The organism is Albibacillus kandeliae (assembly GCF_003116585.1).
Classification (GTDB): Bacteria; Pseudomonadota; Alphaproteobacteria; order Rhodobacterales; family Rhodobacteraceae; genus Albibacillus; species Albibacillus kandeliae.
Genome location: NZ_QEHM01000010.1, coordinates 37,637 through 62,607, shown reverse-complemented (window position 1 = coordinate 62,607; position 24,971 = coordinate 37,637). Strand labels below are relative to the sequence as shown.

Sequence of the window (24,971 nt, the reverse complement as noted above, 5' to 3'; positions counted from 1 at the left end):
AAAGAGCCATCGGCCAAGAAGGCCCGGGAACTATGCCGTTCCGGGTTGCGCCTTGGCTGGCCGGAGAAGGATGGCCAGCACGATGAGCGCCCCGACTGTAATCGTCGCGTAGTGCGTCGAGATCAGCAGCAAGCCCGCAACGGTCAGCAAGAGCTTTTCCCAGAGGACGAGGTCACGCCGGAACCAGCCGATGTAGGCGGCCGACAGGGCCAGAACACCCATCAGACCCGACAGAAGCGCGGTGATGAACTCCAGCCAGGTGAAGTCCACGAACAGCAGGCTCGGGGCATAGATGAACATGAACGGCACCAGCGCCTTGCCCATGGACAGGCGGAAGGCCGTCGTCCCCGTGGTCATCGGCTCTGCCCTCGCCAGCCCGGCGGCCGCATAGGCGGCAAGCGCCACCGGCGGGGTCACGTCCGCCAGCACGCCGAAGTAGAAGACGAAGAAGTGCGTCGCGATCAACGGCACGTCGAATTCTGTCAGCGCCGGGGCGGCGATCGAGGCCAGGATGATGTAGGTCGGGGTCGTCGGGATGCCCGCGCCCATGATGATGCAGGCGATGGCCACGAAGATCAGGCCGAAGAACAGCGCCAGTCCGTTCTCCGAAAGCAGCCCGGTGAAATCGAGTGCGATGACGAAGCCGGCCACATCATGCGCCAGCTGAACCACCGCAGCCGAGAACTTGAAGCCGAGGCCGGTCAGGGTGGTCATGCCCAGAAGGAACCCGACGCAGGCACAGGCGGCGCCGATGGCGAGTGCGAACTTGGCACCATCCTCGAACCCCTGCACCAGCCGGGGCGGGGTCAGCACGGTCGAGGTGTCCATCGTGGTATTGCCGAGGGCCCGCATCAGGAGGGGCACGTAGCTGCAGGCGATGGTCAGGATGATGCCCCAGAAGGCCGCGAGGAAGGGCGTGTACTGCATCAGCAGCATTGCCACCATCACGCCAAGCGGCAGGAACAGGTGCCACGACTTGGCCAGCACGGCCCCGAACTGCGGGATCTTGTCCTTGGAGAGCCCGGTCAGGCCCAGCTTCTTGGCTTCGAGGTGAACCATCAGCAGGATGGCGATGTAGTGGAAGGCCGCGGGGACGATAGCGATCAGGATGAGCTCGTTATAGGGCACGCCCAGCATCTCGGTCATGACGAAGGCAGACGCCCCCATGATCGGCGGCGTGATCTGGCCACCGCAGGAGGCCGAGGCTTCGACGGCACCGGCGAACCGGCCCGAGAAGCCCGATTTCTTCATGAGGGGGATGGTGAAGGCCCCGGTCGTCACCGTGTTGGCGATCGGCGAGCCGGAGATCATCCCGAAGAAGCCAGAAGACACCACGGAGACCTTGGCAGACCCGCCGGAGGCACGACCCGCGATGATCGTCGCGAGGTCGATGAAGAGCTGCCCCAGCCCGCTCATCTGGGCGAGAATCCCGAACAGGACGAAGTGGAACACGTAGGTCGCGACCACGCCGACCGCGACGCCGTAGATACCCTCGGTCCCGACGAAGAGATGGTTGATGATGCGGGTGATCGAGTAGCCCCGGTGCGCCATTATGCCCGGCAGGTAGGGGCCCGCGAGCGCGTATATCAGGCAGAAGACACCGATCCAGGCAAGGGTCGGGCCCATGGTCCGGCGGGTGGCCTCGAGCGTCATGATGATGGCGAGGAAGCCCATCATGTAGACTGCTTCTGGCGGGCTGCCGACGTTCTCGATGAAAATGTACTTGAAGAAGATCGACAGGTAGGCCGAGAACCCGGCCCCCGCCGCCGCGAAGATCCAGTCGCGGATCGCGACCTTTTCAGGATCCGCGCCCTTGCGGTTGAAGGGGAGCGTCAGCGCGATCAGCACCAGCATGACCGCGATGAATACGGTCTTTGTCGTGCTGGCGGACAAGGATGTGGCAAGTCCGTAGAGGATATAGAGATAGAAGGCTGCGAAAAGCCCGGATTCAACCCAAAGCCGCACCGTGGGGGCCGCGCGCTTGCGCGGAAAGACGAGGAAGATCAGACCCATCACGAAGGCGAGGTGGATCGTGCGGTGCATCACCTCGTTCAGGAGCCCGAAGCCCGCAGTGTAGACGTGGAACAGGGAGAGGAGGACCGAAGCGATCGTGACCAGCATTGCCGTCGGTCCAACAAGGTTCCGGAAGTTCGATTCAGAATCGTATTCCCGTACCAGCGCCTCGACTTCGTCAGCGGTGAATTCGTGATCGCCGTCGGCAGCCGTATGGCCGTGACTTCCTTTCGGGGGCAGACCTTGGGTCATTGTGATGTCTCCTCGTCGCAGGGGGCAAGGGTGAGTGCCGGATAGCCCAGATCAGCGAGAGGCAGATCGGTGCCGTCGATATGGATGGTATTCTTGAACTGCGCCTGAATGCGCAACGGGATCGGTCCCGTGTGGCGGTTCATGTCGAGGATGAAGTGGCCGTCCTCGTGCCGCCAGCCGGTGGCGTCCATGTCGTTCGCGATCGAGGGCAGGCCCGCGCCATGGGCCACAAAGACCTCGCGGGTCTGTACGATCTCGTCACCGACGACAAGGTAGCTGTCGGTGACCGGCGTGCGCGACACGGAATGAATGAAACTCAGATCGAATGTGCGGTTGGGACCGAGCGGAAGGCGGGCGACCTCGGATTGTTCGCCACGTGTCTCGGTCAGGCAGAGCCAGGTTGCCGAGCTTCCCGCGTGCGCGGAAAGGGCAGGCACAACGAGAAGGGCGGCAAAGGCCGCCCTTCCGATGGTGCGCAGAGGGCTGCGCACGGACATTACTTGGAGATGCCCTTCTCGGCATAGTACTTCTCGGCACCGGGATGGACCGGGATCGAGACGGACTCGAGTGCCTTGTCGAGCGAGATCTGCTTGCCCATCGGGTGCACCTTGCCCAGCGTCTCGGTGTTTTCATAGAGCGCCTTGGTCACCGCGTAGATGATCTCGTCGGAGACTTCCGCGTGGGTTGCCCAGATCGCACGCACGGCCAGGGTCTCAACGTCGGCGTCGACGCCCTTGTAGCTGCCCGCGGGAACGGTGGCATTCGCGTAGTAGGGCTGGGTTTCCTGCAGCTTGGCGATGGCCGGGCCGGTCAGCGGTACGATCTTGATGTCGTGGCCGTTGGCCAGATCGGTCACCGAGGAGGTCGGCAGGCCGGCGGTGATGAGCGAGGCATCGAGGTTGCCGTCCTTGATCTTGTCGACCGACTGCGCGAACGAGGAATAGTCCTCGGACACGTCTTCGCGCACCATGCCGTGGGCTTCGAGCAGGTCACCCAGAAGCTGCCACTGGCCCGAACCCGGGGAACCGGACGATACGGACTTGCCCTTGATGTCTTCGAACTTCTCGATGCCGCTGTCGGCGCGCACGACAAGCTGAACGGTCTCGGGATAGAGCGCACCGATGGCCCGAAGGTTGGTGAGGGCGCCGTCGGCGAACTGGTTCACGCCCTTGTAGGCGGCGTCGAGGATGTCGGCCGCAGCAAAGGCGGACTCGATCTCGCCACGACCAAGGAGCTGGGCGTTGGCGACCGATGCGTTACCGGTTTCTGCCGTGGCCGACAGCTTGGTGTCCGGCAGTTCGGCCGTGTTCGAGATGAGCTGAGCCAGCATCCCGCCAAGCGGATAGTAGGTGCCGCCGGTGCCGCCGGTGGCAATCCCGAAGAAGGTGCGGCTCTGTGCGAAGGCCGGAGCGGTGAGCAGGGCGAGGCTCGCCGTGGTCGCGCCGAGAAACTGGCGACGGGAAAGGGACATGGAATCCTCCATAAAAAGTTATCGAGTGCCACGTCCGGTCTCTCCGGTCGATGGCCCTCGGGTGTTGGACAGCTAATTTCTTGACCTCAGAATTTTGTATGTCAATAAGTGTTTTCAAATACGAAAGGATCGGACATGCAGGATTCACCGGCCGACCCCACAAAGAGCCCGTTATTTGATCAGATAAAAGGCAGCACGCCGTTGCTGCTGCATGTTCCCCATGCCGGAACCGTGGTGCCCGACTCGCTGCGGGCCGCGCTGAAGCCCGAGGCGCTCGATCTGAGCGACACCGACTGGCATATGGACCGTATTGCCCGCGACCTGCTGCCTGACGGCGCCAGCCTGATGTCGGCCCGGGTGACGCGCTACGCCGTGGATCTGAACCGGCCGTCGGACGATACGCCCTTGTACACGGGTGCGACGACCGGGCTGGTGTCGACGATCGACTTCGACGGACGGCCGCTCTACCGGCCCGGTGCCGAGCCGGATGAGGCAGAGCGCGGCAGCCGAATTGCCGATTTCTGGACACCCTACCACAAGGCGCTCACGGATGAAATTGAACGCATCAGGACCGTGCATGGCTATTGCGTAATGCTGGACGTTCATTCGATCCGCAGCCATGTCCCGCGACTTTTCGAAGGGCGTCTGCCCGACCTCAACCTGGGTACGAACTCCGGCGCGGCCTGTGCGCAATCGCTGTCGGACGCCGCACTGGCAGCTCTGGAAGAAAGCGACTTCAGCGTCGTGCGAGACGGGCGGTTCAAGGGCGGTTACATCACCCGCCATTATGGCCAGCCCTCCCGTAACGTTCATGCCTTGCAGATCGAGATCGCGCAGGCAGGATACATGCTGGAAGAGACGCCTTGGACTTACCTGCCGGAGCGGGCAGACCGACTGAAGGAAGCGCTGGCGCGCCTTGTCTCGGTCATGGCCGAGTTCCAGCCCGACATGGAGCATTGATGATGGCTTTCGACGTTCTCAAGGGGGCGCACTTCCGGTTCGCCCTGACGCCCAAGGGCTGGGTCAGAAACCTGTCGGTTCATTTCGGGCCGGACGGAACGATCCTCGCCGCGAGCGAAGACGACAACCCGGACGGGCTCCCGGTCTATGACAATCCGGTCGTCCCCGGGATCACGGACTTGCACAGCCACGCGTTCCAATACGCCATGGCGGGCCTGTCCGAGGTGCGCCGCAACCCAGTCGATAGTTTCTGGTCCTGGCGGGACATCATGTATTTCTTCGCGCTGACCCTGTCGCCCGAAGACATGCAGGCCATCGCCGCACGGCTCTACCTGTCGCTGCTCAAGGGCGGTTACACCGGGATCGTCGAGTTTCACTACGTCCATAACGACCTCGACGGGAGCCCCTATGCCCGGCGCGAGGAACTTTCGCTCGGCATTTTCGAAGCGGCACAAGCCACGGGCCTCGATCTGACGCACCTGCCGGTCTTCTATGCGCACTCCAATTTCGGCGGTCTCGCGCCCACCAGCGGGCAGCGGCGCTTTATCCAGAGCCTTGATAGCTATGCCGAGATGCTCGACAGCCTGCGCGTTCCGGCCCGGGCCGGGGGGCATACGCTCGGGATCGCGCCGCATTCCCTCCGCGCCGCGACGCCCGAGGAAATCGCCCGCCTGATGGAGCTGCGCGCAGACCTCATACCCGGCAGCCCGGTGCATATCCATGTTGCCGAGCAGGTCAAGGAGGTCGACGATGCGCTGGAGTGGAACGGACGCCGCCCGGTTCAACAGCTCTATGATATCGCGCCGGTGGATGAGCGCTGGTGTCTGATTCACGCGACACATCTTGACGACAGCGAGGTCGCGATGATCGCCCGCTCGGGTGCGACGGTCGGTCTGTGCCCGATGACAGAGTCGAACCTTGGCGACGGTATCTTCCGCGCCACGGACTTTTTAGGGCAGGGCGGCGTCTTTGGCATCGGGTCGGATTCCAACATCGCCACCTTTGCCGCGCAGGAACTGCAGCAACTGGAATACAGCCAACGGCTGCGCGACCGGCAGCGCAACGTCCTTGCCGCAATGGATGCGCCCCATGTCGCGACGAACCTCTGGTCTCGCGCGGCACAGGGCGGTGCCCGCGCTGCGGGCCGTCCAGAGCAGGGCCTCGCGGTAGGCGGCATGGCCAGCTTTGTCGAGGTCACGTCCCCGGAACCGGAAGCCATGCTCCCGGTCGAGCCCGAGGCGATGCTGGATTTCCACGTCTTCGCCGGGCGGGGATTCCACGTGGGCGACGTGGTGGTGCGTGGGCGCAAGGTGGTGTCGGGCGGACATCATCCGCTGGAAGAACAGATCACCGCAGAGTATGCCGCTGCCATGTCGCGTGTGGCAGAGCGTTTGTCTGCAAGGAAAATGGCCTGATACTGCGAACCCCGGGGACAAGTCTTGGCGAAAGAACCTGACTACCGCTCGAACTCGCTTCTTCGGGGGCTCAGCATTCTCGAATGCTTCAGTTCGGATCATCCCGAGCTGACGCTTTCCGAGATCGCGGACCAGCTTTCGATCACCAGCAGCGCGGCCTATCGCTTCGTCGTCACGCTGGAGCGCGAAGGCTATCTCATCAAGCGCAAGACCAGCTATCGGTTGGCCCCGCGCGTGATGGACCTCGGCTATCGCTATCTGGCGTCGCAGGACATCTACGACATTGCCCGCATTCCGGCGGACGAGCTGCGGTCCGAGACCGGTTTCACGGTCCATGTGTCGGTGCTCGAGGGAACCGAGATCGTCTATGTCTATCGCGCGCTGTCAGACCGTTCGATGGTGTCGAACGTTCCGGTCGGCTCCCGGCTTCCGGCCTTCTCGACCACGATGGGGCGCGTACTGCTGTCGGACCTGCCCGAAGAGGATCTCGACCGACGTTTCGAGGGATATGTGTTCGAACGCATGAGCCCCCTCGCTCCGTCCTCGCTGGACGAGTTGAAGCCGATCCTGAAGGCGGACAGGGAAAGGGGCTACGTCGCGCAGAGCTCGCATCTGGCCACGGGGACGTTCTCGATCGCCGCACCGCTGGTGTCTCGCTATGGTCGCTACCTTGGGGCAATCAACCTGTCGGGTCACGAGATGCAGCTTCGGCCGAGCGACGAACTGATTGCCAAGGTCAGGGACACGGCACAGACGATCTCTCAGATGCTTTAGCAGAGCGGCTTCGGCCTTCTGACCGACAGGTTGACTCGGCAATGCGGCCGTGGGCTGTCCCCAATTCATGGAGGCAGCCAACCCCTTGTCCGTTCCCTTGTTCGATGACTCGGAGGCTTCAGTGAGCCGTCTGGTTTGTCTGCTGCCTGAGCTTCGTGGGCACGACCCCGAACCGGGCCTTGAAGGCGCGGGCGAAATGGCTGGTGGAGTCGAACCCGCAGGCCGTGAAGACCTCGGTGACCGACAGATCCGTGGTGGCGAGAAGGTTGCGCGCCCGGTCGAGCCGGATGCTGCGATAGAAGGCCCCGGGGGTCTGGTTCAGGTGGCTGGTGAACAGGCGTTCCAGCTGCCGCCGTGAGCAGCCGACGCTTTCCGCGATGTCGGATGCTGCCAGCGGCAGGTCCACGTTGGCGCGCATCAGGTTGATCGCGGCGATGACGCGCGGGCTGCGCAGGTTCATCATCGCGGAGGTCGAACTGCGTTGCTCCGGGTCGGTGCCTATCATGGCCGGGCGCAGGCACATGTCCGAGACCATTGCGGCAAAGACGGCACCGTGGTCTGCAGCAATGACCGAGAGCATCATTTCCGTCGCCGCTGCGCCGCCACCGCAGGTCATCAGGCGCGTGTCGGATTCGTACCGCGACGGGGTCGGTACGAGGTCGGGGAAGGTTTCGCAGAACCCCGGTTGGTTTTCCCAGTGCAGCGTAAACCTGCGCCCGCCCAGCAGACCGGCCTTTGCCAGCGCCACCGCCCCGGTACAGATTCCTCCGACCGTGCCGCCGAAACGGTAGTGCCGCTGGACCGCTGCCACGACGGAGGGGTCGGTCGCCGCCGTCGCAGGGTTTCCGGCGCAGACGAAGAGGGGAACCTCCTTGTCCTGTGTCGCCAAGGGCCCCCCGACGCTGACCTCAATGCCCGAGGAACTGATCGCGGGCTTGCCGTCCGTTGACATCAGGTCCCAGCGATAGAGCGGTTTCTGCGAGAGCTGATTGGCGATGCGCAGGGGTTCGACGGCAGATGAGAAGGCGAGCAGCGTGAAACCCGGGACCAGCACGAATGCATAGGTTCGTGTCGGACCGGGGTTGTCGACAGGCTGATACGCGGCCCCTTTCGGGACCAGCGCCCTGAGATCCGAGTCTCCGTCTTTCACGGCCATGAGAACGTCCTCTCACTGCGATGGCTATCCGAGCGCGCGCCGGGTCACCCGGTCGAGAAAGATAGCCACGGCGACAATGGACAGACCGGATCGGAGCCCGAGCCCCATTTCCATCCGGGTCAGTCCCCGGGTCACTTCTGCACCAAGACCGCCCGCCCCAACAAGGCCCGCCAGCACGACCATGGCGAGCGAGAGCAGGATGCATTGGTTGAGACCAAGGAGCAACGTCTTGCGGGCCGCCGGGATCTCGATCTTGGTGAGGGTCTGAAACGTGGTCGCACCAGAGGCCGCTCCCAGCTCCACCAGTTCGGACGGAACCTGCCGGAAGGCAAGGATAGTGAGACGCAGCATCGGCGGGATGCCGTAGATGACCGTGGCCAGCAGCGCGGGGACCTTGCCCAGCGAAAAGATCATGACAGCCGGGATCAGGTAGACCCAGGGCGGCACCGTCTGCATGAGGTCGAGCGTGGGTCGCAGCGCCGCTTCCAGTAGGGGGCGACGGGCGGCCAAAACTCCCAACGGAAAGGCAATCGCGACGGAAATGGTGACCGCGAGAGTCACGAGCGCCACGGTCTCCATCGTCTCGGTCCAGAGCCCCGAAAGACCGGCCACCGCCATGCAGAGCGCGCTAAGAGTCGCCATGCGGCTCCCTTGCCTCCAGAACACGAGAGCAATGATCAGCGCGGCCATTGCTGTGGCAGGGAGAGCAAGAAGGCATGCCTCGATTGCGCCAAGGACCGTCTCGATCCCGAAGCTGATCGCTTGAAACAGCCCGTGGGCATGTGCGTTCAGCCATGCGATCGCCGGGGCAACGGCGTCGCCGGGGGACAGGAGGGGCGAACTGCTCATGCTGGTCTCCGGTGTGCCGCGGCCGACTGGCTGATGCGGTCGATGATGATGGTCAGGATGACGATGGCGATGGCTGCGTTGACCGAGAGCGCGATGTCGAGCTTGCGGACGGCGCCATAAATGGTCTCGCCCAGACCGCCCGAGCCGACGATCCCGGCGATCACGACCATGCCGAAGGCCATCATCAGGCTCTGGTTGACGCCCGCCATGATGCTGGGCAGGGCAAAGGGCAGCCGGATTTTCAGGAAGGCATCGCGCGGCGCGGTGCCCGTCGCCTCTCCCAGTTCGACGAATTCCACCGGGGTGGACCGAAATCCATGAGCAACCAGCCGGATCACCGGCGGCACCGAAACGATCACGGTCGCCGCGATGGCCGTGGCGGGGCCGTAACCCAGAAAGGCGATTGAGGGCAGCAGGTAGATGTAGGGCGGCAGTGTCTGGATCAGGTCGAGCACCGGATCGATGGTCTGTGAAAGGCGCGGACGATACCCCGCGAGTATCCCGAGCGGCGCACCAATGAGGATTGCGAGCAGGACCGAGACAAGGACGAGGCACATGGTCTCCACGGTCTCGGACCAGAGGTCCATCATCTGGCAGAAGGCCAGGCCCGCGGCGGTTGCGATCCCCGCTTTCCAGCCGAGCGAACGGGCGGCGATGGCACCGGCGACGAGCGCCGCCGCCCAATAAGGCAACAGGAGTAGGCCGCTGGTGACCAGATCGAAGAACCTTTCGAGCGCTGCACGCACCAGATCGAACAGAAGGCCACCGTGATCCGTCGCCCATGACATCGCGGAGTCGATGGCCTTGTCGAAATCCTTGATGAAGGCGGTCAGGTCCATCTCAGGCCGCTCCCGCGACCGGCGCGTGGTCGCCCTTAAGACCTTCAAGAAGCGTACGGGCCGTGACCACGCCGCGCAGATCTCCATCCTCGGACACCGCAACGGCGCCATGCGGCGAGGCCAGAACGAGGTGGATCAGCGCGTCGATATCGGCATCTAGGCCGGTCTGTTCGAGGGCTGCGGTGGGGGCGTCCGTAAAGTCCGCCGGCGGCATCATCACCGACCCGGCCTTGACGAGATGGATGCGCGATATGCCGGCCACGAAGTCCGCCACATACTGGTCGGCGGGGTTCATGACGATTTCCTCGGCCGTGCCCACCTGGATCATCGCGCCGTCCTTCATGATCGCGATGCGGTCGCCGATGCGGATCGCTTCGTCGAGATCATGGGTGATGAAGACCGCGGACTTTCCGAGCGACTTGGTCAGGGCGCGGAACTCGTCCTGCAGCTGGCGGCGGATCAGCGGATCGAGTGCCGAGAAGGGTTCGTCCATCAGGATGATCTCGGGGTCGGCCGCGATGGCGCGGGCAAGGCCGACGCGCTGCTGCATGCCACCGGAGAGTTCACGAGGATAGCGGTCGAGCCAGTCGCCGAGGCCAACCCGCGACAGGGCGTCTGTGGCGATCCGGCGACGCTCTGCCGCCGGGATACCCTGCACCTCGAGTCCGAAGGCGGCATTCTCAAGCACGGTCCGCGTCGGGATCAGCGCGACGTTCTGGAACACCATGCCGATAGTCCGGGCCCGCAGGTCGCGCAGCTCGGTCTTGCTCAGACCGTTGATCGCGCGCCCCTTCACCAGAACCTCGCCGAGCGAGGGTTCGATCAGTCGGTTCAACAGGCGCAGCAGCGTGGACTTGCCAGAGCCGGACAGGCCCATGATGCAGAAGATCTCGCCCTTCTTCAGGGCAAAGCTGGCATCGTGCACGCCCACGACACATCCGAATTCGGTCAGGACTTCGCGTTTTCCAAGGTGTCTTTCGCGGATCGAGGCAATCGCCTCGCGCGCGCGTTCGCCGAAGACTTTCCAGACGTTTCGGCATTCGATGAGCGGGGTGTCGGCGTCAGTCATCACGTCCTCCGTCGGCGCAGGGGAAAGGCCCCGATCTTGACCGGGGCCACAGGGATCAGTCTGCCTTGATGTCGGTCCAGCGGGTGACGAGGTCCTCGTGCGAGGCAACCCAGTCGGACACGGCCTCGTCCAGCGATTTGCCGTCGTTCATCGCACCGTTGATCGCGGTGATGTCTGCCAGCGGCACATAGATGGAGGCGAGCAGCTCCCGCGTATGAGGGTTCTCGGCCGAGAAGCCGGCAGTGCCGATGAAGTAGTAGGACTGCGCGGTGGGGAAGACGCCCTTGGGATCGGCCAGGAACTTCACGTCGTACTTCTGCATCATCCACGACGGTTCCCAGACCGTGACCGCGATCCACTCCTCGCGTGTCATGGCGGAGTCGAGTGCTGCGGTCATGGCGGCGGTCGAGCCCTCGACCAGTTCCATGTCGAGCCCGTATGCATCGACAGCCGAAGCGGCATCGCGCATCAGGCCCGAACCCGGCTCGATCCCGATGATCTTGCCGCCGAACTGGTCCTTCACCCCGGCCAGTTCGTCCATCGAGTTGATGGTCACGTAAGAGGGCACGGCGATTGCCTGATAGAGCCCGTGGGACACCGGAGAGATCTTCTCCAGCTTCTTCATGTTCTTCAGCCAGTAGTCATGCGCGACGTAGTCGGTCTGGGAGGCCATGATGTCGACATCGCCCTTGGTGAGCGCGGCAAATGCGATGCCCCACTCGGAGAACTCTTCGACCTCGACCGTGTAACCCTGCTGTTCCAGTACCGATTTGGTGATCCCGGTGATCGGGGTCAGATCCTCCCATGACATGGTGCCGATGGTAATCGTCTTGTCCTCGGCGAGGGCAGGGACGGAAAGGGTCGCGGCCAGCGCGGTGGCGGCCAGGGTCTTGAAGATGCTGTTCATATGTCGTCCTCCGACAGTGTTGGATGAAACGCCGCCTTGCGCGCAGCCGACCGAATGGCGCGACGGCGCCATCCGCCAGCTGGCTGGCGATCTGGTGATTGGAAGAGTGTGAAGAATGGGCCTCCGGAAGCTCTTGCCGCCTGCAGCGGCTGCGTTGTCCGGGACCCTTGTCCTCTCCTTCCGGCCTTTATCCGACAGGGGCCGGTTCTGCGGCAAACGAGAATTTTGGCGGGGTCTGCATTAGGTTGGCTAATGCGGTTGGTCGCATGTAACCGATTGACATAATTCAGCTAAATCAATCAGCTTTTCAGCGACGCCAGCAGGTGATCGACAAAGGAGGCGACGGCTGGTCGCTGCAGCGAAGCCGTCTGGCACCGCAGGAAGTTACCGCGCCCGGCCGTGACCGGTGCGGGATGGGCCAGCACAAGCTGGCCCTGCTCCACAAGGGCGGCCACCATGTGTTGCCAGCCAAGCATGACCCCTTCTCCGGCCAATGCCGCCTCGATCAGCAGGCTGACCTTATTGGTCGAAAGGCTGGAGGCGCCACGCTCCCAGTGGGCCCCTTGGGCGCGGAACCATTCCTCCCACCCCAACGGTTGCCAGCCGATGGCGTCAGCGCTCCAGTGCCGTTCGTGCAGGTGGAGCAGGTTCGCTCGGTTCAGGTCCTGCGGTGTCTCGAATGGTCCGTGCGCGGCCATGTAGGAGGGAGAGCAGACCGGTTGAGCGGTTTCGGGAAAGAGGTAGTGCAGCTCTTCGCCGACCTCGCTGCGTTCGTTGCCGCAGAGCAGGGCGATATCGACGCCGGAGTAGTTTCGCATGGCACCGTCTTCATCCGACGCGAGGACGACGAAGCCCACATCGGCGTGGTCGGCCCGGAAGCTGTCGATCAGCGGCTTCAGCCAATAGGCCGCCATGCCGTTGGTGGCTGAAATGGTAATGGTCTGCGGCTGGTTGCCCGGATAAAGCTGGCCCACGCCCTCGCTGATAGTGTCGAGGCCTGCCGCGACCGATGCAAAGAGATCGGTGCCCGCGGGGGTCAGTTCCAGCGCATTGTGCTTGCGCACGAAGAGCGACACGTCGAGCGCCTTTTCCAGCAGGCGGATCTGCTGGCTGACCGCGCCCTGCGTGATGTTCAGTTCTTTGGCGGCGAGGGTAAAGCTCAGGTGCTTGGCCGCGACCTCGAAGGTCGCGAGCGCCCCGAGAGAGGGGAGGTATCTGCGACGCACGGGTCTCATGTCATTCTGCCCTGGCCTGCCATTCCTTCCAGCGAAGATACGCATTTGCCCCGATCGTGTCGAATGGATGCGGTGGCAGACGTGACGGCTCGGCCTCGGCCAGGAAGAAGCGGGTGATCTCGGTGTCATGGCCAAGGACAAGGTCCGCAGCGCCGATACCCGTCAGCGTACCGCGCGTGGTGCCAAGCCCGTTCTGGACGCAGGCCGAGAACAGCCCCGGCTCCAGCTCGCGCATCACCGAGACACCATTGCGGCTGAGACAGAGATGGCCGGACCATGCATGTTCGAACGGAATGCCGCGCAGCATCGGAAAGCGATCGTCGAACTTGCTGCGCATCTTGCGAACGAGGCGGTCCAGATCGGCGCCGCTGGTCTGCATGTTGGGGCGATAGTAGCCGCCCTGCCGGATGACGATCCGGTTTCCGCCCTGCGCGGTGGTGATGCGCCGCACCGTGCAGCCCATCGGATCGGACGGGGTAATGCCCCAGCTGTCCTGCCCCCCAAGCGCGCGGAGCGCGTCTGCTGGCAGCTCTGCGGTCATGCAGGCGTTCAGCATGATGTGCATCAGCTGCCCGACCTTGTAGCCGAAGCTTTCCAGATGGCCATTGTTGGCAAGGATCACCCGCGCGGCCCTCAGCTTGCCCTGCTGCGTTTGCAGGACCCAACCTGCGCCCGTGCTGTCGAAACCGGTGACCGGGCTGTCTTCGAATATTCTGACGCCCGTCGCGGCCAGACCGTCCGCAAGTCCGCGGATGTAGGCGGCTGGCTGGATCAGCGCCGTGCCGGGGGTGAACAGCCCGCCGCTGTAATAGGAAGACCCGGTGACCTCGCGCATCTGCGCGGCGTCGAGGACTTCATGCGGCTCTCCCAGCTCGCGCAGGTGGATGGCATAGGTCCGGTTCGCATCTTCGCCCACACGCGACGCCGCCGCGTTGATCTTGCCCGATCGCCTGATTGTTCCCTCCGGCATCCCGTACTCCGTGACTGCGGCTGCGGCAACGTCGATGGCATGGCGGTTGAGCCGGGTCAGAATGCGGTCATGCGCCTCGCCGGTCCCGGCGTAGTCGGAACTGGTCAGGTCGTGCGGCAGGTCGATCATGAAACCCGAGTTTCGACCGGCGGAAGACCGGGCAATCCGTCCGGCCTCCACCACCGCGATGTCGAGGGTCGGGTCCGCTGCCCGGAGATGGCGTGCCGCTGAAAGCCCCGCGAACCCCGCGCCGACGATGGCGACGTCGCAGCTCTGATCGCCCGTCAGAACCGGGCCCGACGGACGGGGAGGCAGGATCGCCTCCCACCCTGCGGGGCCGGTGTGGACTGGCAGCCGTGTGACCCGTCGTGGCGACATGTTCTGCCTCAGCCGATATCCGTGTCGGAGGTGTCTGTCAGGTCGATCCAGATCGTCTTCAGCTGGGTATACTGATCATGCGCGTGGACCGAGTTGTCACGCCCCCCGAAGCCCGACTGCTTGTAACCGCCGAAGGGGGTTGTGATGTCTCCCTCGCCAAAGCTGTTCACCGTGACCGTGCCCGCGCGCAGCATCCGCGCCCCACGCAAGGCCCGCTTGCCGTTCGCGGTGAAGATCGACGCTGCGAGACCGTAGTCGGTGTCATTGGCGACGGCGATGGCCTCTTCGAAGCTGCCGACCTCGATCACGGTCAGGACGGGGCCGAAGATCTCTTCGGTTGCGAGCGTGGAGCTTCGGTCGGCCTCCACGACCGTCGGCTCGACGAAGCCATCCGCCGGAGAAGTGCCGCCCATGAGAACGGTCTCTTTCGCAGCCGCCTCGAGGAAGCCGGAGACCTTGGCAAAATGTGCCTTGGACACAAGGGCGCCGACCCGAACTTCGGGGTTCAGCGGCTCGCCCACGATCCATTCGCGGGCATGTGCGCGCACCTTCTCGATGAGACTCTCCTTGATGCCGTTCTGAACGATGAGGCGCGACGCGGCCGAGCAGTTTTCGCCCATGTTCCAGAAGGCGCCGTTCACCACATGCGCCGCGACGGCGTCGAGGTTCTCGGCGTCGTCCAGGACGATGCAGGGGTTCTTGCCACCCAGCTCCAGCACCACTTCCTTGAGGTTGCTGTCCGCCGAATAGTGCAGGAAGCGCCGCCCGGTCACGGTCGAGCCGGTGAAGGACACCATGTCGACGTCCGGGTGACGGCCAAGCGGTTCGCCAACCTCGGCGCCGCCGCCCGTCACCACGTTCAGCACGCCACGCGGCAGGCCAGCGTCGGCCGCGAGCTCCGCGAGGCGCAGCGCGGTGAGGGATGTCTCGGCCGCCGGCTTCACGACCACGGTGCAACCCGCCGCCAGCGCCGGGCCGATCTTCCACGCCAACATGAGCAGCGGGAAGTTCCACGGCAGGACCAGGCCCACTACGCCGACGGGTTCACGCACCACCATGGCGATGTGATCCGCCGAGGCGGGCGAGACCTGGTCGTAGATCTTGTCGATCAGCTCGGCGTGCCAGCGCAGAACATGGATCGTTTCGGGCACATCGACCGTCTCGCAGTCATAGATCGTCTTGCCGCTGTCGAGGCTCTCCATCACCGCCAGCTCGCGGGCATTGCGCTCCAGCAGCTTCGCGAGATGCAGGAGGATCTCCTTGCGTTCGCCCGGGGGCAGCGAAGACCAGCGGCCATCGTCGAAAGCTTCGCGCGCCTTGGCGACGGCAAGGTCCACGTCGTCGGCTCCGCAGGCGGCGACGGTCCCCAGCACCGCGCCGGTCGCCGGGTTCACCGTCTCGAAGGTCTCGCCCGAGATCGCGGGCCGGTAGCCGCCGTCGATCCAGGCGTTCTGCGGCAGGTCCAGCGCGGCGGCGATGGCCTTGTATTCTTCGTGGGTCAGCAGGTCGGTCATGGCTCAGTTCCCCTCGCAGATTGCTTTGACGGTGGTCTTCAGCGTGCGGATCACCTGCTCCAGCTCGCGCTTTTCTTCCTTGTTCAGGCCCTTGAGCGGTGGCCGTATCGGCCCGGCGTGAATGCCGGAAACCTCGACCCCATGCTTGATGCACTGGATGAACTTGCCGCCCTGCTCCAGCACCCGCATCAGCGGCAGCATCGCCGACATAATCCGGCGGCCCTTGGTGAAGTCGCCCTTCAGCACGCAGGTCTCGTAAAGCGCGATATGCTCCTCGGGCAGGAAATTGGAGCCGCCGCAGATCCAGCTCTGCGCGCCCCAGGCGAAGAACTCCAGCGCCTGGTCGTCCATGCCGCAGGACATCTGGATGTGCGGGTAGTCCCGCGCCAGCAGGTGCACCCGGTTGATATCGCCCGAGCTTTCCTTGATCCCGATGACGTTCTTCGACCGCCCGACCCGATCAAGGAACTCGCGCCCCATCTCAACGCCCATCCGGCCGGGGTAGTTGTAGAGGATGATCGGCAGCCCGGCCGCGCGGTCGATGGCCAGTGCGTTCAGCGCATTCTCCCGCTCGGTCGGCACCGAATAGGGCGGTGTACCCAGCAGGATGCCGGTCGCGCCCATGTCCTTCGCACCCTCTGCCAGCGCGATCGAGTCCGGTGTGCGCAGGGCTCCGGTACCGACAAAGACGGGGATGCGCCCTTTGACCCGTTCGGTGATGAAGCGGGCGATCCGGACTCGTTCCTCGACCGTTTCGGCATAGTTCTCGCCGGTCGAGCCGCCGGAAATCAGTCCATGAACGCCTGCGCCGACAAGGCGCTCGACGAGATCGGCGAGAGAGTCGAAGTCGATCTCGCCCGCATCGTCAAACGGCGTGATGACCGGTGTGTAGATGCCTTCCAGCTTGAACCGGGCTGTCATGTGTCATCTCTCCCATGCGGTTCCCGACGTCAGATGCGTCTTGGTCTGCAGGGGTATTCGCGGCCATGTGTTCGCGCAAAGGAGAATGATCTGCGGGCAGGCATTAGCTCAGCTAATGTCAAGGGAACCATATGTTTCCGCTGCCATTTCTCGGCGAACAGGCGCGAATCAGGAGGTCAGAGGAGTATCCTGCTCGCGTCGCAATTCCGCCCCGGCTCTCTCGAGATCCGGCAGCAACAGCATCAAGTCCATCTCCTTCGCCGATGCAAGCAGAGCGGACAGGGCATCGGCGATGTCCCGGGATCGATCTCCCATCCCTATCCTGGCCAGAACGAATCCGTAATCGGCAAAGAACGTGACCACTCCCGCCTCGGGCTCGGCGATCTGCCGGCGTAGTTCGTGCACGTGGCGCAGGGCCTCTTCGTACATGCCATCTCGAAGGCAGGCCTCCAGCGCCGAGTTCCGAAACAGCACGTGGTTGTGGTTGATCGAGCCTTCGGCAAGCAGCGTCTCGGCCTCGATACCCGCCTTGTCGCGTTCATCGGCATCGGTTGCGGCAGCGTAGAGCACGCCGAGGATCATCGGGCCGAGATAGCTCATCCCCGTCTCGCGCGAGATTGCCACCGCCGTGCGGGCCGTGGTGAGCGCTTGCGCGCGGAAGCCCTGCAACAGGTCGAGGTCGGCGTCGAAGGCCAGTGCCTCGGCTTCGAAGCGCGGCGCCTTCAGGGTGCGGGAGGCCTCCAGCGCGGCCGCGACATGTGCACGGGCAAGGTCCAGCTCGCCGCGGTAGCGCCGACAGAAATAGGCACCATGATGCGCGACCATCTCGGCGCGCAGGTTCCCAACCCGTTGCGCGGTCTCGATGGCCTCGTTTGCCGCGTCCAGCGCCGGACGTCCCTCACCGCTCATGAAGGCGGTGATCCCGATCATCGGCATGTTGGCGACCTCCGTGCGGCTGAACCCCTGTTGCCGACTGAGCGCAACGCATTCCTTGAAGAGGGCCATGGCGGTGTGGAACTTGCCGCGCAGGTACTCGGCATCGGCCAGACCGCCAAGCGCGGCGGCCTCCAGTTCCGGGTTCCCAACGCTGCGCGCCAGCCCGAGAGCGGCGCTGTGTTCCCTGAGGCAGGCGTCGATTTCGCCACGCGGGAACATCAGGTTGCCCCGCAGCACGTGAACGGCGGCGCGTTCGGTATCGAGACCGGCGGCGGTCGCCTCTGCCTCGGCAATGTCGAGATCGGCGAGGGCGCCGTCGAGATCGTCGAGGATGCGCTTCGATCCGGCCAGACCGATCCTGGCGCGGCAGGTCGCGACCGGATCCCCGGGAAGCTTCAAGACCTGATCGAAGACCGCCATGGCCTCACCCGATGCGCCCCGGTTCTGCAGGGTCTCCCCCAGCGCGAGGGCGATGTCGCGCCGATCCGGATCCTTCGTCGCGATCTCGGCGGCCCGCCGGAGCAGGTCGATCGCCCGGTCATATCTGTAGTGGCGCCGCTCGATCTGGGCGGCGTCCTGATAGGCGGCAACAGCAGCAGGTTCCTGCGCCTTGTCCAGATGCTCGGCGCGAAGGGCAGGGTCGCTGCTGGCGAAACTTTCGGCGATCTGGCGATGAAGGTCGGCCCGCGTGTTTGTCAGAACCGAGTCATAGATGCAGTCCCGGATGAGGGCATGCGCAAAGACGAAATCGGATCCATCAGGCTGGAGCAGATGCTGGCGCAGGGGGCCCGCGCAATCGTAGTCCGGGTCCTTCAGGAGCGTCTGAAGCGTCGAGAGCTCAAAGCGCTGACCGAAGATCGAGGCCATCTGCAATGCGCGCTTGTCCTTGGGCGCAAGGCGGTCGAGGCGGGCGAGCACTATACTGCGGATCGAGCCCGGCACCGAGGTCTCGGCGCTCTCGGCAGCGTTCTGGAGAAGCTGTTCCAGGAACAACGGGTTCCCAGACGCCCGATCGAGGCAGGCCGAAATGTGCTGCAGGTTCGCGCGCGCAAAGCTCAACGCCAGTTCACGCGCCTCGCCAAGGGGAAGGGGCCCGAGGTTGATGATGCTGACGGGATGATCGAGCGTAAGGGATCGCCAGTGCCCCTCAAGCGGATCCCCTTCGGGACGGGTCGTTGCGAGCAGGACCAGCGGGTGATCCCTCGTCGTTTCGACCAATCCGGCAAGCACGTCGAGCGTATGCTGGTCCGCCCAGTGCAGGTCCTCGACCACGATGAGCTGCGGCTGAAGCGCGCTCGCACGGGCGGCCAGCCTGGTCATCAGGCGGCGGCGCCCGCTGCGCCGCGACGGATCGTCCATCACGTCGTAGACCGCGCGGTCCTGATCCGTCAAAGGAAGCGCGAGGAGGTCCTTCGCTAGCGCAGATTCCACCGGGTTCAGATCCGTGAGGAACGATGCGAGCTCTGCATCCGAAAGCGATGCCTTTGGTGCCAGCCCGGTGAGATCGCGGATGACGGCGGCGACCATGTCCTGTTCCTTGCGGGAACCGAAGTCGAGGATCGTGCCACGGTGGGCGTTGAACCCCCGCTCTCGCGCGGCTCGTGTCACTTCTTCGGACAACCGGGTCTTGCCGATGCCGGCGACGCCACGCAGGCTGATCATGCGGCCCCGTCCGGTCCGAAGGGCCTGATCCAAAATAGCGAGGCATTGGCTCTGTTCACCCTGCCGTCCGACGAAGGGCGTGCTTCGCGCTGGAAGGGGCACAGCGGCCTCGGTCTTCACGCTGAAAACGGGCACTGGCCGGGCGATGCCCTTGATCTCCTGCGGGCCAAGCGCATCAAAGACAAAATGCAGAGGCGTCGCGAGCGCGACCATCTCTGAAACCAGCGTCTGACCCGGCTGCGCCAGCCCCTCCAGCCGTGAGGCGAGGTTCACGGTTTCGCCGGTCACGGTGTACTCCCGATGGCTGTCCGATCCTGTCCCGCTGGCAACCACCAGCCCGCAGGCAATGCCGATGTGCAACTGCAGGGGGCCGAGCGGGCCGTGAATGTCGGCAGCTTTCCGGTGCAGTGCGAGGGCAGCCCGAACCGCGCGTTCCGGATCGTTGTCATGGGCGCGCGGGGCGCCGAACACGGCCATCACGTTGTCGCCGATGTGCTTGTCCACGGCGCCGCCGTAGTCCTGTATCACCGCGTCGGACATCATGAAGAAGCGGTTCAGAATGGCATGGGTGCCCTCGTCCCCGAGAGGGCCGGACATGGCGGTAAAGCCCGCAATGTCGGCGAAGAGCACGGTCACCTGCCGGCGTTCGCCCGGCTCCGTCGAGAGGTCTCGGGTGGTGGCTTCGTCCGCACCGATGCGTCGTATCGCGGCCAGAAGCCGCTTGCGGTCGCCCATGCGGGAAATCCCGAGTTCGCGCAGGTCCGCGTCCGTGAGTTCCGGCAACAGAGTCATATCGATCGCGTTTTCGGCGAATGCCGACGCGTGTTCAGCGAGTCCGATTTCCGTTAGCCATGCTGCAAGGTCCATGCACGCACCCCGACACGAACCCGGCGATCATATCAGGATTTGCGCGATGCAGGCGCGTTATTCGTACTTCGGAATCGGGGATCACTTCGCAGGCAGTGTGATCGCCCCCGTCTCATGCGATTAAGCGCTGCTTTCGGGGTGTCGGCCGCCAAAGACGAGTTCAACCGCGGAAAAGACCCATCGCCCACGGTTGTACTCGATGGGTGTGCCCTCGGGTGAGAGATTGACCGAGACCACGTGCAGGAGCGGAGTGCGGTGCGTGACTTGCAGCGCGGCCGCCTCGGATTCGCTGGCGAACTTGCCGGTGACACGGGTTTCGCCCCGGGTGTGGTGAGCTATGCCGTGTGCGCGGTAGACGTCGGTGACGGACTGCGCGGGCTCGAATTCCTGCTCGAATTGCGGGAACAGCAGGGCAGGGAAATCCTTGACGGCAAGGTAGATCGGCGCGCCGTCAACGACGCGCACCCGGCTGAGCCGGATGACCTCGCTGCCTTCGGCTATGTCGAGCCATGCCGCGCTCTCGGCATCGGCCTCGACACGCGACAGTTCGAGGGTGCGCGTTTCGATGGTATCGGCGTTGGCCTCGAGGCTCTGGGAGAACCGCAGGCCGTCGTCGACGGTATAGCTCGTCCGGCTGCGTCGCACGAAGATCCCGGCCCCCTTGCGCGCCTGCAACTGGCCCTCCTGCTGCAGTTTCGACAGGGCCTTGCGCATGGTGATGCGGCTTACCGAGAAGAGTTCGGCAAGATCGAACTCGCCGGGCAACCGCGACCCGGGGAGCAGGGGACCGTTCACGCAGGCCTCTCCGATGCGGTCATAGACCTGGAGCCAGATGGCGCGGTCCTGCTTGGGCAGATAGGGGACGCTGCCGATCTCGCGCAGCCTTTCCAGCGCCGCGCCCTTCACACCGTCGATGTTCATCTGCCTAGTCACGCTGGAGCACCCTCCTGCCGTTGACGAAAACGGACTTCAGTCTGCGGGTATCGGCATCGAGGATCAACAGGTCGCCCCGGAGCCCCTGTTTCAGGCGGCCCCGGTCATGCAGGCCCACCGCCTCCGCAGGGCCGCTCGACACCAGCGCCCAGGCGTCTTCCAGCGGGACAATTCCGCGATCGGCGAGGGCAAAGGCGGCCAGCATCTGGGCCGGGTAGTAGTAATCCGACGCCAGGACGGTGCAGAGCCCCTGAGCGATGGCAGGCTCGGCGTCGATGGCATTGTTCTGGCTCCCGCCCCGCAGCACGTTGGGGGCGCCGAGCACGATGTGCTCTTCGCCGTCGGCGCTCTCGCGCGCGGTGTCCCACGTCATCGGGAACTCGGAAACCGTGACCCCCAGTGCACGGTTGGCCCGGCGATCCTCGGGGGAGGTCTCGTCGTGCGAAAAGACGGTCAGACCCCGCGCGGTGGCGGCGGCGGTAACGCGGGCGACGGCGGCGGGAACCTCGTCGGCGCGGGCCCGGAGCGCGGCGATCCGCGCCACGACATCTTCGCGCGAAATGTCCATGCGCTCGGCCATGCGGACGATCTTGCGATGGTCCGGCGGCAGTTCGAGGTAAGGCGTCAGGTGGTCGTTCAGCGACAGCACCATCGCCGGCGTCCGGTCCAGCCACGAGATCAGCTCGTCAACGGGATCGAGGCAGTAGACCTCCCACCGCAGGTTCACGCGGGTATCGCAGTCGAGCGTGGGGGTCACCGCCGCGAGGGTGTCAAGGAACGCGCGGGCGGTGTCGAAACTGCGCAGGCCGGTTTCCCACGAGGCGGTCAGCCCGTGAAAGGCCGTAGTGATCCCGTTGCCGATCATTTGCCGGTCGGATTCCTCGAGGGCGAGGGGCAGGGGGAAGTCGACCCCCGCACGCGGCCGCACCACCCGTTCGAATCCGTCGCCGTGGACGTCGACGATGCCTGGCAGGACGAGGCAGCCCTTCGCAGAAACCTCGGTCGCGTCGGTCGCGGCCTCTGCCACGACGCGCCCCTCGGCGAGGTGAAGATCGGTCTCCTCGAACCCGCCATCGGTCAGCACGCGGCCACCCTTGATCGTCCAATTCCGCATCTGCTCGGTCCTCGTTATCTGCGCGTCACGGTGTCGTTACAGGAATCATCTATCCCATCCTTGTGTGACATTGCTGTGTATACAGCATAACCTTGGAGCCAAAAATGTTTCGCAAGATTCTGACCGTCGCGGCCCTGGTCCTCGCGACCCCGCTTGCCGCCGAACCGATCAAGTTTGCCGTGACCGACATCGAGGGCCTCGAGGCCCTGCAACAGGAATTCGCGGCCTTCGAGGCTGCGCTTGAGGACAAGACCGGGCTCGACATCGAGCTGTACCCGGTGTCTTCGCGCACCTCCGCGGTCGAAGCGCTGAACCAGGGTCAGGTCGACCTCGTGCTGACCGGCCCGGCGGAATACGTGGTGATGAAGGAACTGACCGACGCCAAGATCGTGGTGGCCTGGCAGCGTCCGAACTACTACGCGCAGATCGTCACCATGTCCGAAGGCGACATCAAGTCGGTGTCCGATCTCAAGGGCAAGATCGTGACCTTCGGTTCGGTCGGCTCCACCTCGCAGCACCTCGGGCCCGCGCAGGTGCTTTCCGACTTCGGCCTCGCCTATGCCTCCGACTACCAGCCGCAGATCATCTCGCGCAACGTAGCCATCGAAGCGCTGATCCGCGGTGATGTTCAGGCGGTCGGTCTGAACGAAGGGCACCTGCGCCGCATCCGCGAAGCCTTCCCGGACCAGGCATTCACCGTGATCGCACGGGGCCGCGACCTGCCCAACGATATCCTTGTCGCTCGCAAGGACCTTGATGCCGATGCGCTGGCCAAGATCGCCGACGCCTTTGTCAACGACAGCGCCGACCTGATGGCCGCCGTGACCAAGGGCGAGGACAACAAGAAGTACGAAGGCGGCTTCTTCCTCACCAAGGTCGACGACAGCGACTACGACTACGTCCGCGAGATGTACAAGACCATCGGCGTCGATACCTCTTCCTTCGTTGGCGACTGACCGGTCGTTTCCTTTCCGGCGGGGCAGGCGATCTGCCCCGCCCTTCCTTGTTCCCGGGAGCTGCGACGTGCCGGACCTGCTTGAAGACACCCGTTCCGGTCTGTTGCCCGAGAATGTCATCACTCCGCTGCGGCAGGGTGAGGAAACGACCAATGGGGCCGCGACGATCCTCGCGACCTCCGACCTCAGGAAATACTATGACCGCGCGACCCCGGTCCTTCAGGGGATCGACCTGAGCATTCGTGCAGGCGAGCGCGTGGCCCTGATCGGATCGAACGGCAGCGGCAAGTCCACGCTCCTGAAGTGCCTGATCGGGATTCATCCAAACTCCGGCGGGCGCGTCACGGTGATGGATCACAGCTTCTCCCGGCTGCCCGACGCGGGCCAGCGCCGCAACATTCGACGGTCGACCGGATTTGTTTTTCAGAAACATTGCCTGGTTCGGCGCCGGACCGTGCTGTCGAACGTGGTGCACGGGATGCTGGGAACAGAAGGGAGCTGGCGCGGCTTCAGTCAGGCCATCGCGCCCGAAGCTTGGCGTCTTGCGGCGCTGGAGGCGCTGAGCGAGGTCAATCTGGAGAGTTTTGCGCTGCGCCGGGCCGATGCGCTCTCGGGCGGGCAGCAGCAACGGGTAGCCATCGCGCGCGCGTTGGTGCGCCGACCGCGGCTGCTGATCGCGGACGAACCGGCAGCAAGCCTCGACCCGGTTTCCGGTCGCGATGTGATGGAGCTCTTCTCGCGCCTGTGCAAGCAGCACGGGATCACCCTGCTCTTCACCTCGCACGACATGGCCCACGCACGCGAGTTCTCGGACCGGGTGGTCGCGCTGCGTCAGGGCCGGATCTTCCTCGACCGGCCAAGCGCCGATGTGACCGACCGCGATCTGCAGGAGACCTTCGATGCCTGAGGCACGCGATACGCTGATGCCCGGACGTTGGTCCGGGTTCTCTCCGGTGACCTTCATCCTGCTGGTGGCCGCCGGCGGACTCATTCTCAGCTCCATGCAGTCGGTCGCGCCCAGCCCGAAACAACTGGTGGACGGGGTCCCCGGCATGGTGTCGCTGGTCGACCGCATGTTGCCGCCCAATACCGATCCGGCGTTTCTCAAGCGGATCGGCCTGCGCATTGTCGAAACCTTCCAGATCGCACTGGTCGGGGCTGCCGTGGGCGTATTGCTAAGCCTGCCTGTCGGCTGGCTCGCGGCGCGTGGCATCACGCCGTTCGGGCGGGGTGGCTACCTGGTCAAGGCCTTCGTCTCGCTGCTGCGCACGGTTCCGGATCTCGTCTGGGCCCTTCTCTTCGTGGCCACGGTAGGTCTCGGGGCGGTCGCCGGGACCATGACCATCATCGTCGACACCGTCGGTTTCTGCGGTCGCTTCTTCGCAGAGGCGATGGAGGATTCCGACAAGGAGCCGCAGGAGGCGCTGTCGGCCATCGGGGCGAGCCGCATGTCGATCCTCTTTGGCGCAATCCTGCCCGATGCGGCACCCTCGCTGATCAACACCTCGCTCTTTGCGCTGGAAAAGGCCGTGCGCTCCTCTGTCGTGCTCGGCCTCGTCGGTGCGGGAGGGATTGGTCAGGAACTCAAGGTCGCCTTCGACCTCTTCCAGTACAAGAACGCGTCGATGATCATCCTCGCGATCTTCGTCATCGTTCTGGTCATGGAATACGTGACCGACCGGCTGCGGGCGAGCCTCCAGTAGGAACGTGCGGAGCAGCCTGTGCGGCTGCTCCCGGTCACCTCGCTGACGCGACCCTGAATCGCGCTTGTCAGCACGAA

At 64.5% G+C, this 24,971-nt stretch carries 21 protein-coding genes; 6 read left to right on the top strand and 15 right to left on the bottom strand.

Going from position 1 to position 24,971, the window contains the following annotated elements; translation table 11 throughout:
* Positions 1 to 30: 30 nt before the first annotated feature.
* The 3 genes from DDT93_RS21455 to DDT93_RS21445 are packed head-to-tail and all read right to left on the bottom strand — an operon-like array spanning position 31 to position 3,736.
* On the bottom strand, positions 31 to 2,265 hold the full coding sequence (locus DDT93_RS21455) for a TRAP transporter permease (RefSeq protein WP_109467950.1): 2,235 nt from the start codon (positions 2,263 to 2,265) through the stop codon (positions 31 to 33).
* A complete protein-coding gene (locus tag DDT93_RS21450; RefSeq protein WP_109467949.1) occupies positions 2,262 to 2,762 on the bottom strand; it encodes a DUF1850 domain-containing protein in 501 nt (166 codons plus the stop codon). Before DDT93_RS21450 ends, DDT93_RS21455 begins: the two co-directional genes overlap by 4 nt.
* Positions 2,762 to 3,736 carry a TAXI family TRAP transporter solute-binding subunit gene (locus DDT93_RS21445; RefSeq protein WP_109468106.1) on the bottom strand — a complete coding sequence of 325 codons (975 nt, stop codon included), beginning with the start codon at positions 3,734 to 3,736 and terminating at the stop codon, positions 2,762 to 2,764. Before DDT93_RS21445 ends, DDT93_RS21450 begins: the two co-directional genes overlap by 1 nt.
* 135 nt (positions 3,737 to 3,871) lie before the next feature.
* Between DDT93_RS21445 and hutG the strand changes: the two genes are divergently transcribed.
* Genes hutG through DDT93_RS21430 form a run of 3 tightly spaced genes read left to right on the top strand, consistent with a single transcriptional unit; the run spans position 3,872 to position 6,885 of the window.
* A complete protein-coding gene (gene hutG, locus DDT93_RS21440) occupies positions 3,872 to 4,696 on the top strand; it encodes an N-formylglutamate deformylase (RefSeq protein ID WP_109467948.1) in 825 nt (274 codons plus the stop codon).
* 2 nt (positions 4,697 to 4,698) lie between these two features.
* Positions 4,699 to 6,111 carry a formimidoylglutamate deiminase gene (locus tag DDT93_RS21435; protein ID WP_157960247.1) on the top strand — a complete coding sequence of 471 codons (1,413 nt, stop codon included), beginning with the start codon at positions 4,699 to 4,701 and terminating at the stop codon, positions 6,109 to 6,111.
* A 24-nt stretch (positions 6,112 to 6,135) separates the two neighbouring features.
* Positions 6,136 to 6,885 carry an IclR family transcriptional regulator gene (locus DDT93_RS21430; RefSeq protein WP_109467946.1) on the top strand — a complete coding sequence of 250 codons (750 nt, stop codon included), beginning with the start codon at positions 6,136 to 6,138 and terminating at the stop codon, positions 6,883 to 6,885.
* Positions 6,886 to 7,003: 118 nt separating this feature from the next.
* Here DDT93_RS21430 and DDT93_RS21425 read toward each other — a convergent pair whose 3' ends face one another.
* The 12 genes from DDT93_RS21425 to DDT93_RS21370 all read right to left on the bottom strand — a co-directional run bounded on the left by DDT93_RS21425 (position 7,004) and on the right by DDT93_RS21370 (position 22,253).
* Complete coding sequence (locus DDT93_RS21425; RefSeq protein WP_109467945.1) at positions 7,004 to 8,041, bottom strand: GlxA family transcriptional regulator; 1,038 nt, start codon at positions 8,039 to 8,041, stop codon at positions 7,004 to 7,006.
* Between the two features lie 24 nt (positions 8,042 to 8,065).
* Entirely contained in the window at positions 8,066 to 8,890 is an 825-nt protein-coding gene (locus tag DDT93_RS21420) for an ABC transporter permease (RefSeq protein ID WP_109467944.1), read from the bottom strand.
* The gene (locus DDT93_RS21415) at positions 8,887 to 9,729 is read right to left on the bottom strand and encodes an ABC transporter permease (RefSeq protein WP_109467943.1); all 843 of its coding nucleotides are present in this window, start codon (positions 9,727 to 9,729) and stop codon (positions 8,887 to 8,889) included. The genes DDT93_RS21420 and DDT93_RS21415 overlap by 4 nt, the downstream gene beginning before the upstream one ends.
* 1 nt (position 9,730) lies before the next feature.
* Positions 9,731 to 10,798 (bottom strand): quaternary amine ABC transporter ATP-binding protein, encoded by a 1,068-nt coding sequence (locus tag DDT93_RS21410; RefSeq protein ID WP_109467942.1) that lies wholly within the window; start codon positions 10,796 to 10,798, stop codon positions 9,731 to 9,733.
* 55 nt (positions 10,799 to 10,853) lie between these two features.
* Positions 10,854 to 11,705, bottom strand: coding sequence for a glycine betaine ABC transporter substrate-binding protein (locus DDT93_RS21405; RefSeq protein ID WP_109467941.1), 852 nt, complete (start codon positions 11,703 to 11,705; stop codon positions 10,854 to 10,856).
* A gap of 299 nt (positions 11,706 to 12,004) precedes the next feature.
* Positions 12,005 to 12,940, bottom strand: a complete 936-nt coding sequence (locus DDT93_RS21400) for a LysR substrate-binding domain-containing protein (protein ID WP_109467940.1) — start codon at positions 12,938 to 12,940, stop codon at positions 12,005 to 12,007.
* Position 12,941: 1 nt separating this feature from the next.
* Positions 12,942 to 14,288: an NAD(P)/FAD-dependent oxidoreductase gene (locus DDT93_RS21395; protein WP_109467939.1), complete on the bottom strand. Its 1,347-nt coding sequence runs from the start codon at positions 14,286 to 14,288 to the stop codon at positions 12,942 to 12,944.
* 8 nt (positions 14,289 to 14,296) lie between these two features.
* The gene (locus DDT93_RS21390; protein WP_109467938.1) at positions 14,297 to 15,802 is read right to left on the bottom strand and encodes an aldehyde dehydrogenase; all 1,506 of its coding nucleotides are present in this window, start codon (positions 15,800 to 15,802) and stop codon (positions 14,297 to 14,299) included.
* 3 nt (positions 15,803 to 15,805) lie between these two features.
* Positions 15,806 to 16,723: a dihydrodipicolinate synthase family protein gene (locus DDT93_RS21385; RefSeq protein ID WP_109467937.1), complete on the bottom strand. Its 918-nt coding sequence runs from the start codon at positions 16,721 to 16,723 to the stop codon at positions 15,806 to 15,808.
* Between the two features lie 168 nt (positions 16,724 to 16,891).
* Positions 16,892 to 20,188, bottom strand: coding sequence for an adenylate/guanylate cyclase domain-containing protein (locus tag DDT93_RS21380; RefSeq protein WP_109467936.1), 3,297 nt, complete (start codon positions 20,186 to 20,188; stop codon positions 16,892 to 16,894).
* A 120-nt stretch (positions 20,189 to 20,308) separates the two neighbouring features.
* Positions 20,309 to 21,121 carry a phosphonate metabolism transcriptional regulator PhnF gene (phnF, locus tag DDT93_RS21375; RefSeq protein ID WP_157960246.1) on the bottom strand — a complete coding sequence of 271 codons (813 nt, stop codon included), beginning with the start codon at positions 21,119 to 21,121 and terminating at the stop codon, positions 20,309 to 20,311.
* Positions 21,114 to 22,253: an alpha-D-ribose 1-methylphosphonate 5-triphosphate diphosphatase gene (locus DDT93_RS21370; RefSeq protein ID WP_269800957.1), complete on the bottom strand. Its 1,140-nt coding sequence runs from the start codon at positions 22,251 to 22,253 to the stop codon at positions 21,114 to 21,116. Before DDT93_RS21370 ends, phnF begins: the two co-directional genes overlap by 8 nt.
* An 86-nt stretch (positions 22,254 to 22,339) precedes the next feature.
* Between DDT93_RS21370 and DDT93_RS21365 the strand changes: the two genes are divergently transcribed.
* The 3 genes from DDT93_RS21365 to phnE all read left to right on the top strand — a co-directional run bounded on the left by DDT93_RS21365 (position 22,340) and on the right by phnE (position 24,894).
* Positions 22,340 to 23,191, top strand: a complete 852-nt coding sequence (locus tag DDT93_RS21365; protein WP_109467933.1) for a PhnD/SsuA/transferrin family substrate-binding protein — start codon at positions 22,340 to 22,342, stop codon at positions 23,189 to 23,191.
* A 67-nt stretch (positions 23,192 to 23,258) separates the two neighbouring features.
* The gene (locus tag DDT93_RS21360) at positions 23,259 to 24,098 is read left to right on the top strand and encodes a phosphonate ABC transporter ATP-binding protein (RefSeq protein ID WP_232825527.1); all 840 of its coding nucleotides are present in this window, start codon (positions 23,259 to 23,261) and stop codon (positions 24,096 to 24,098) included.
* Positions 24,091 to 24,894, top strand: coding sequence for a phosphonate ABC transporter, permease protein PhnE (phnE, locus tag DDT93_RS21355; protein ID WP_109467932.1), 804 nt, complete (start codon positions 24,091 to 24,093; stop codon positions 24,892 to 24,894). Before DDT93_RS21360 ends, phnE begins: the two co-directional genes overlap by 8 nt.
* The last annotated feature ends 77 nt before the right edge of the window (positions 24,895 to 24,971 follow it).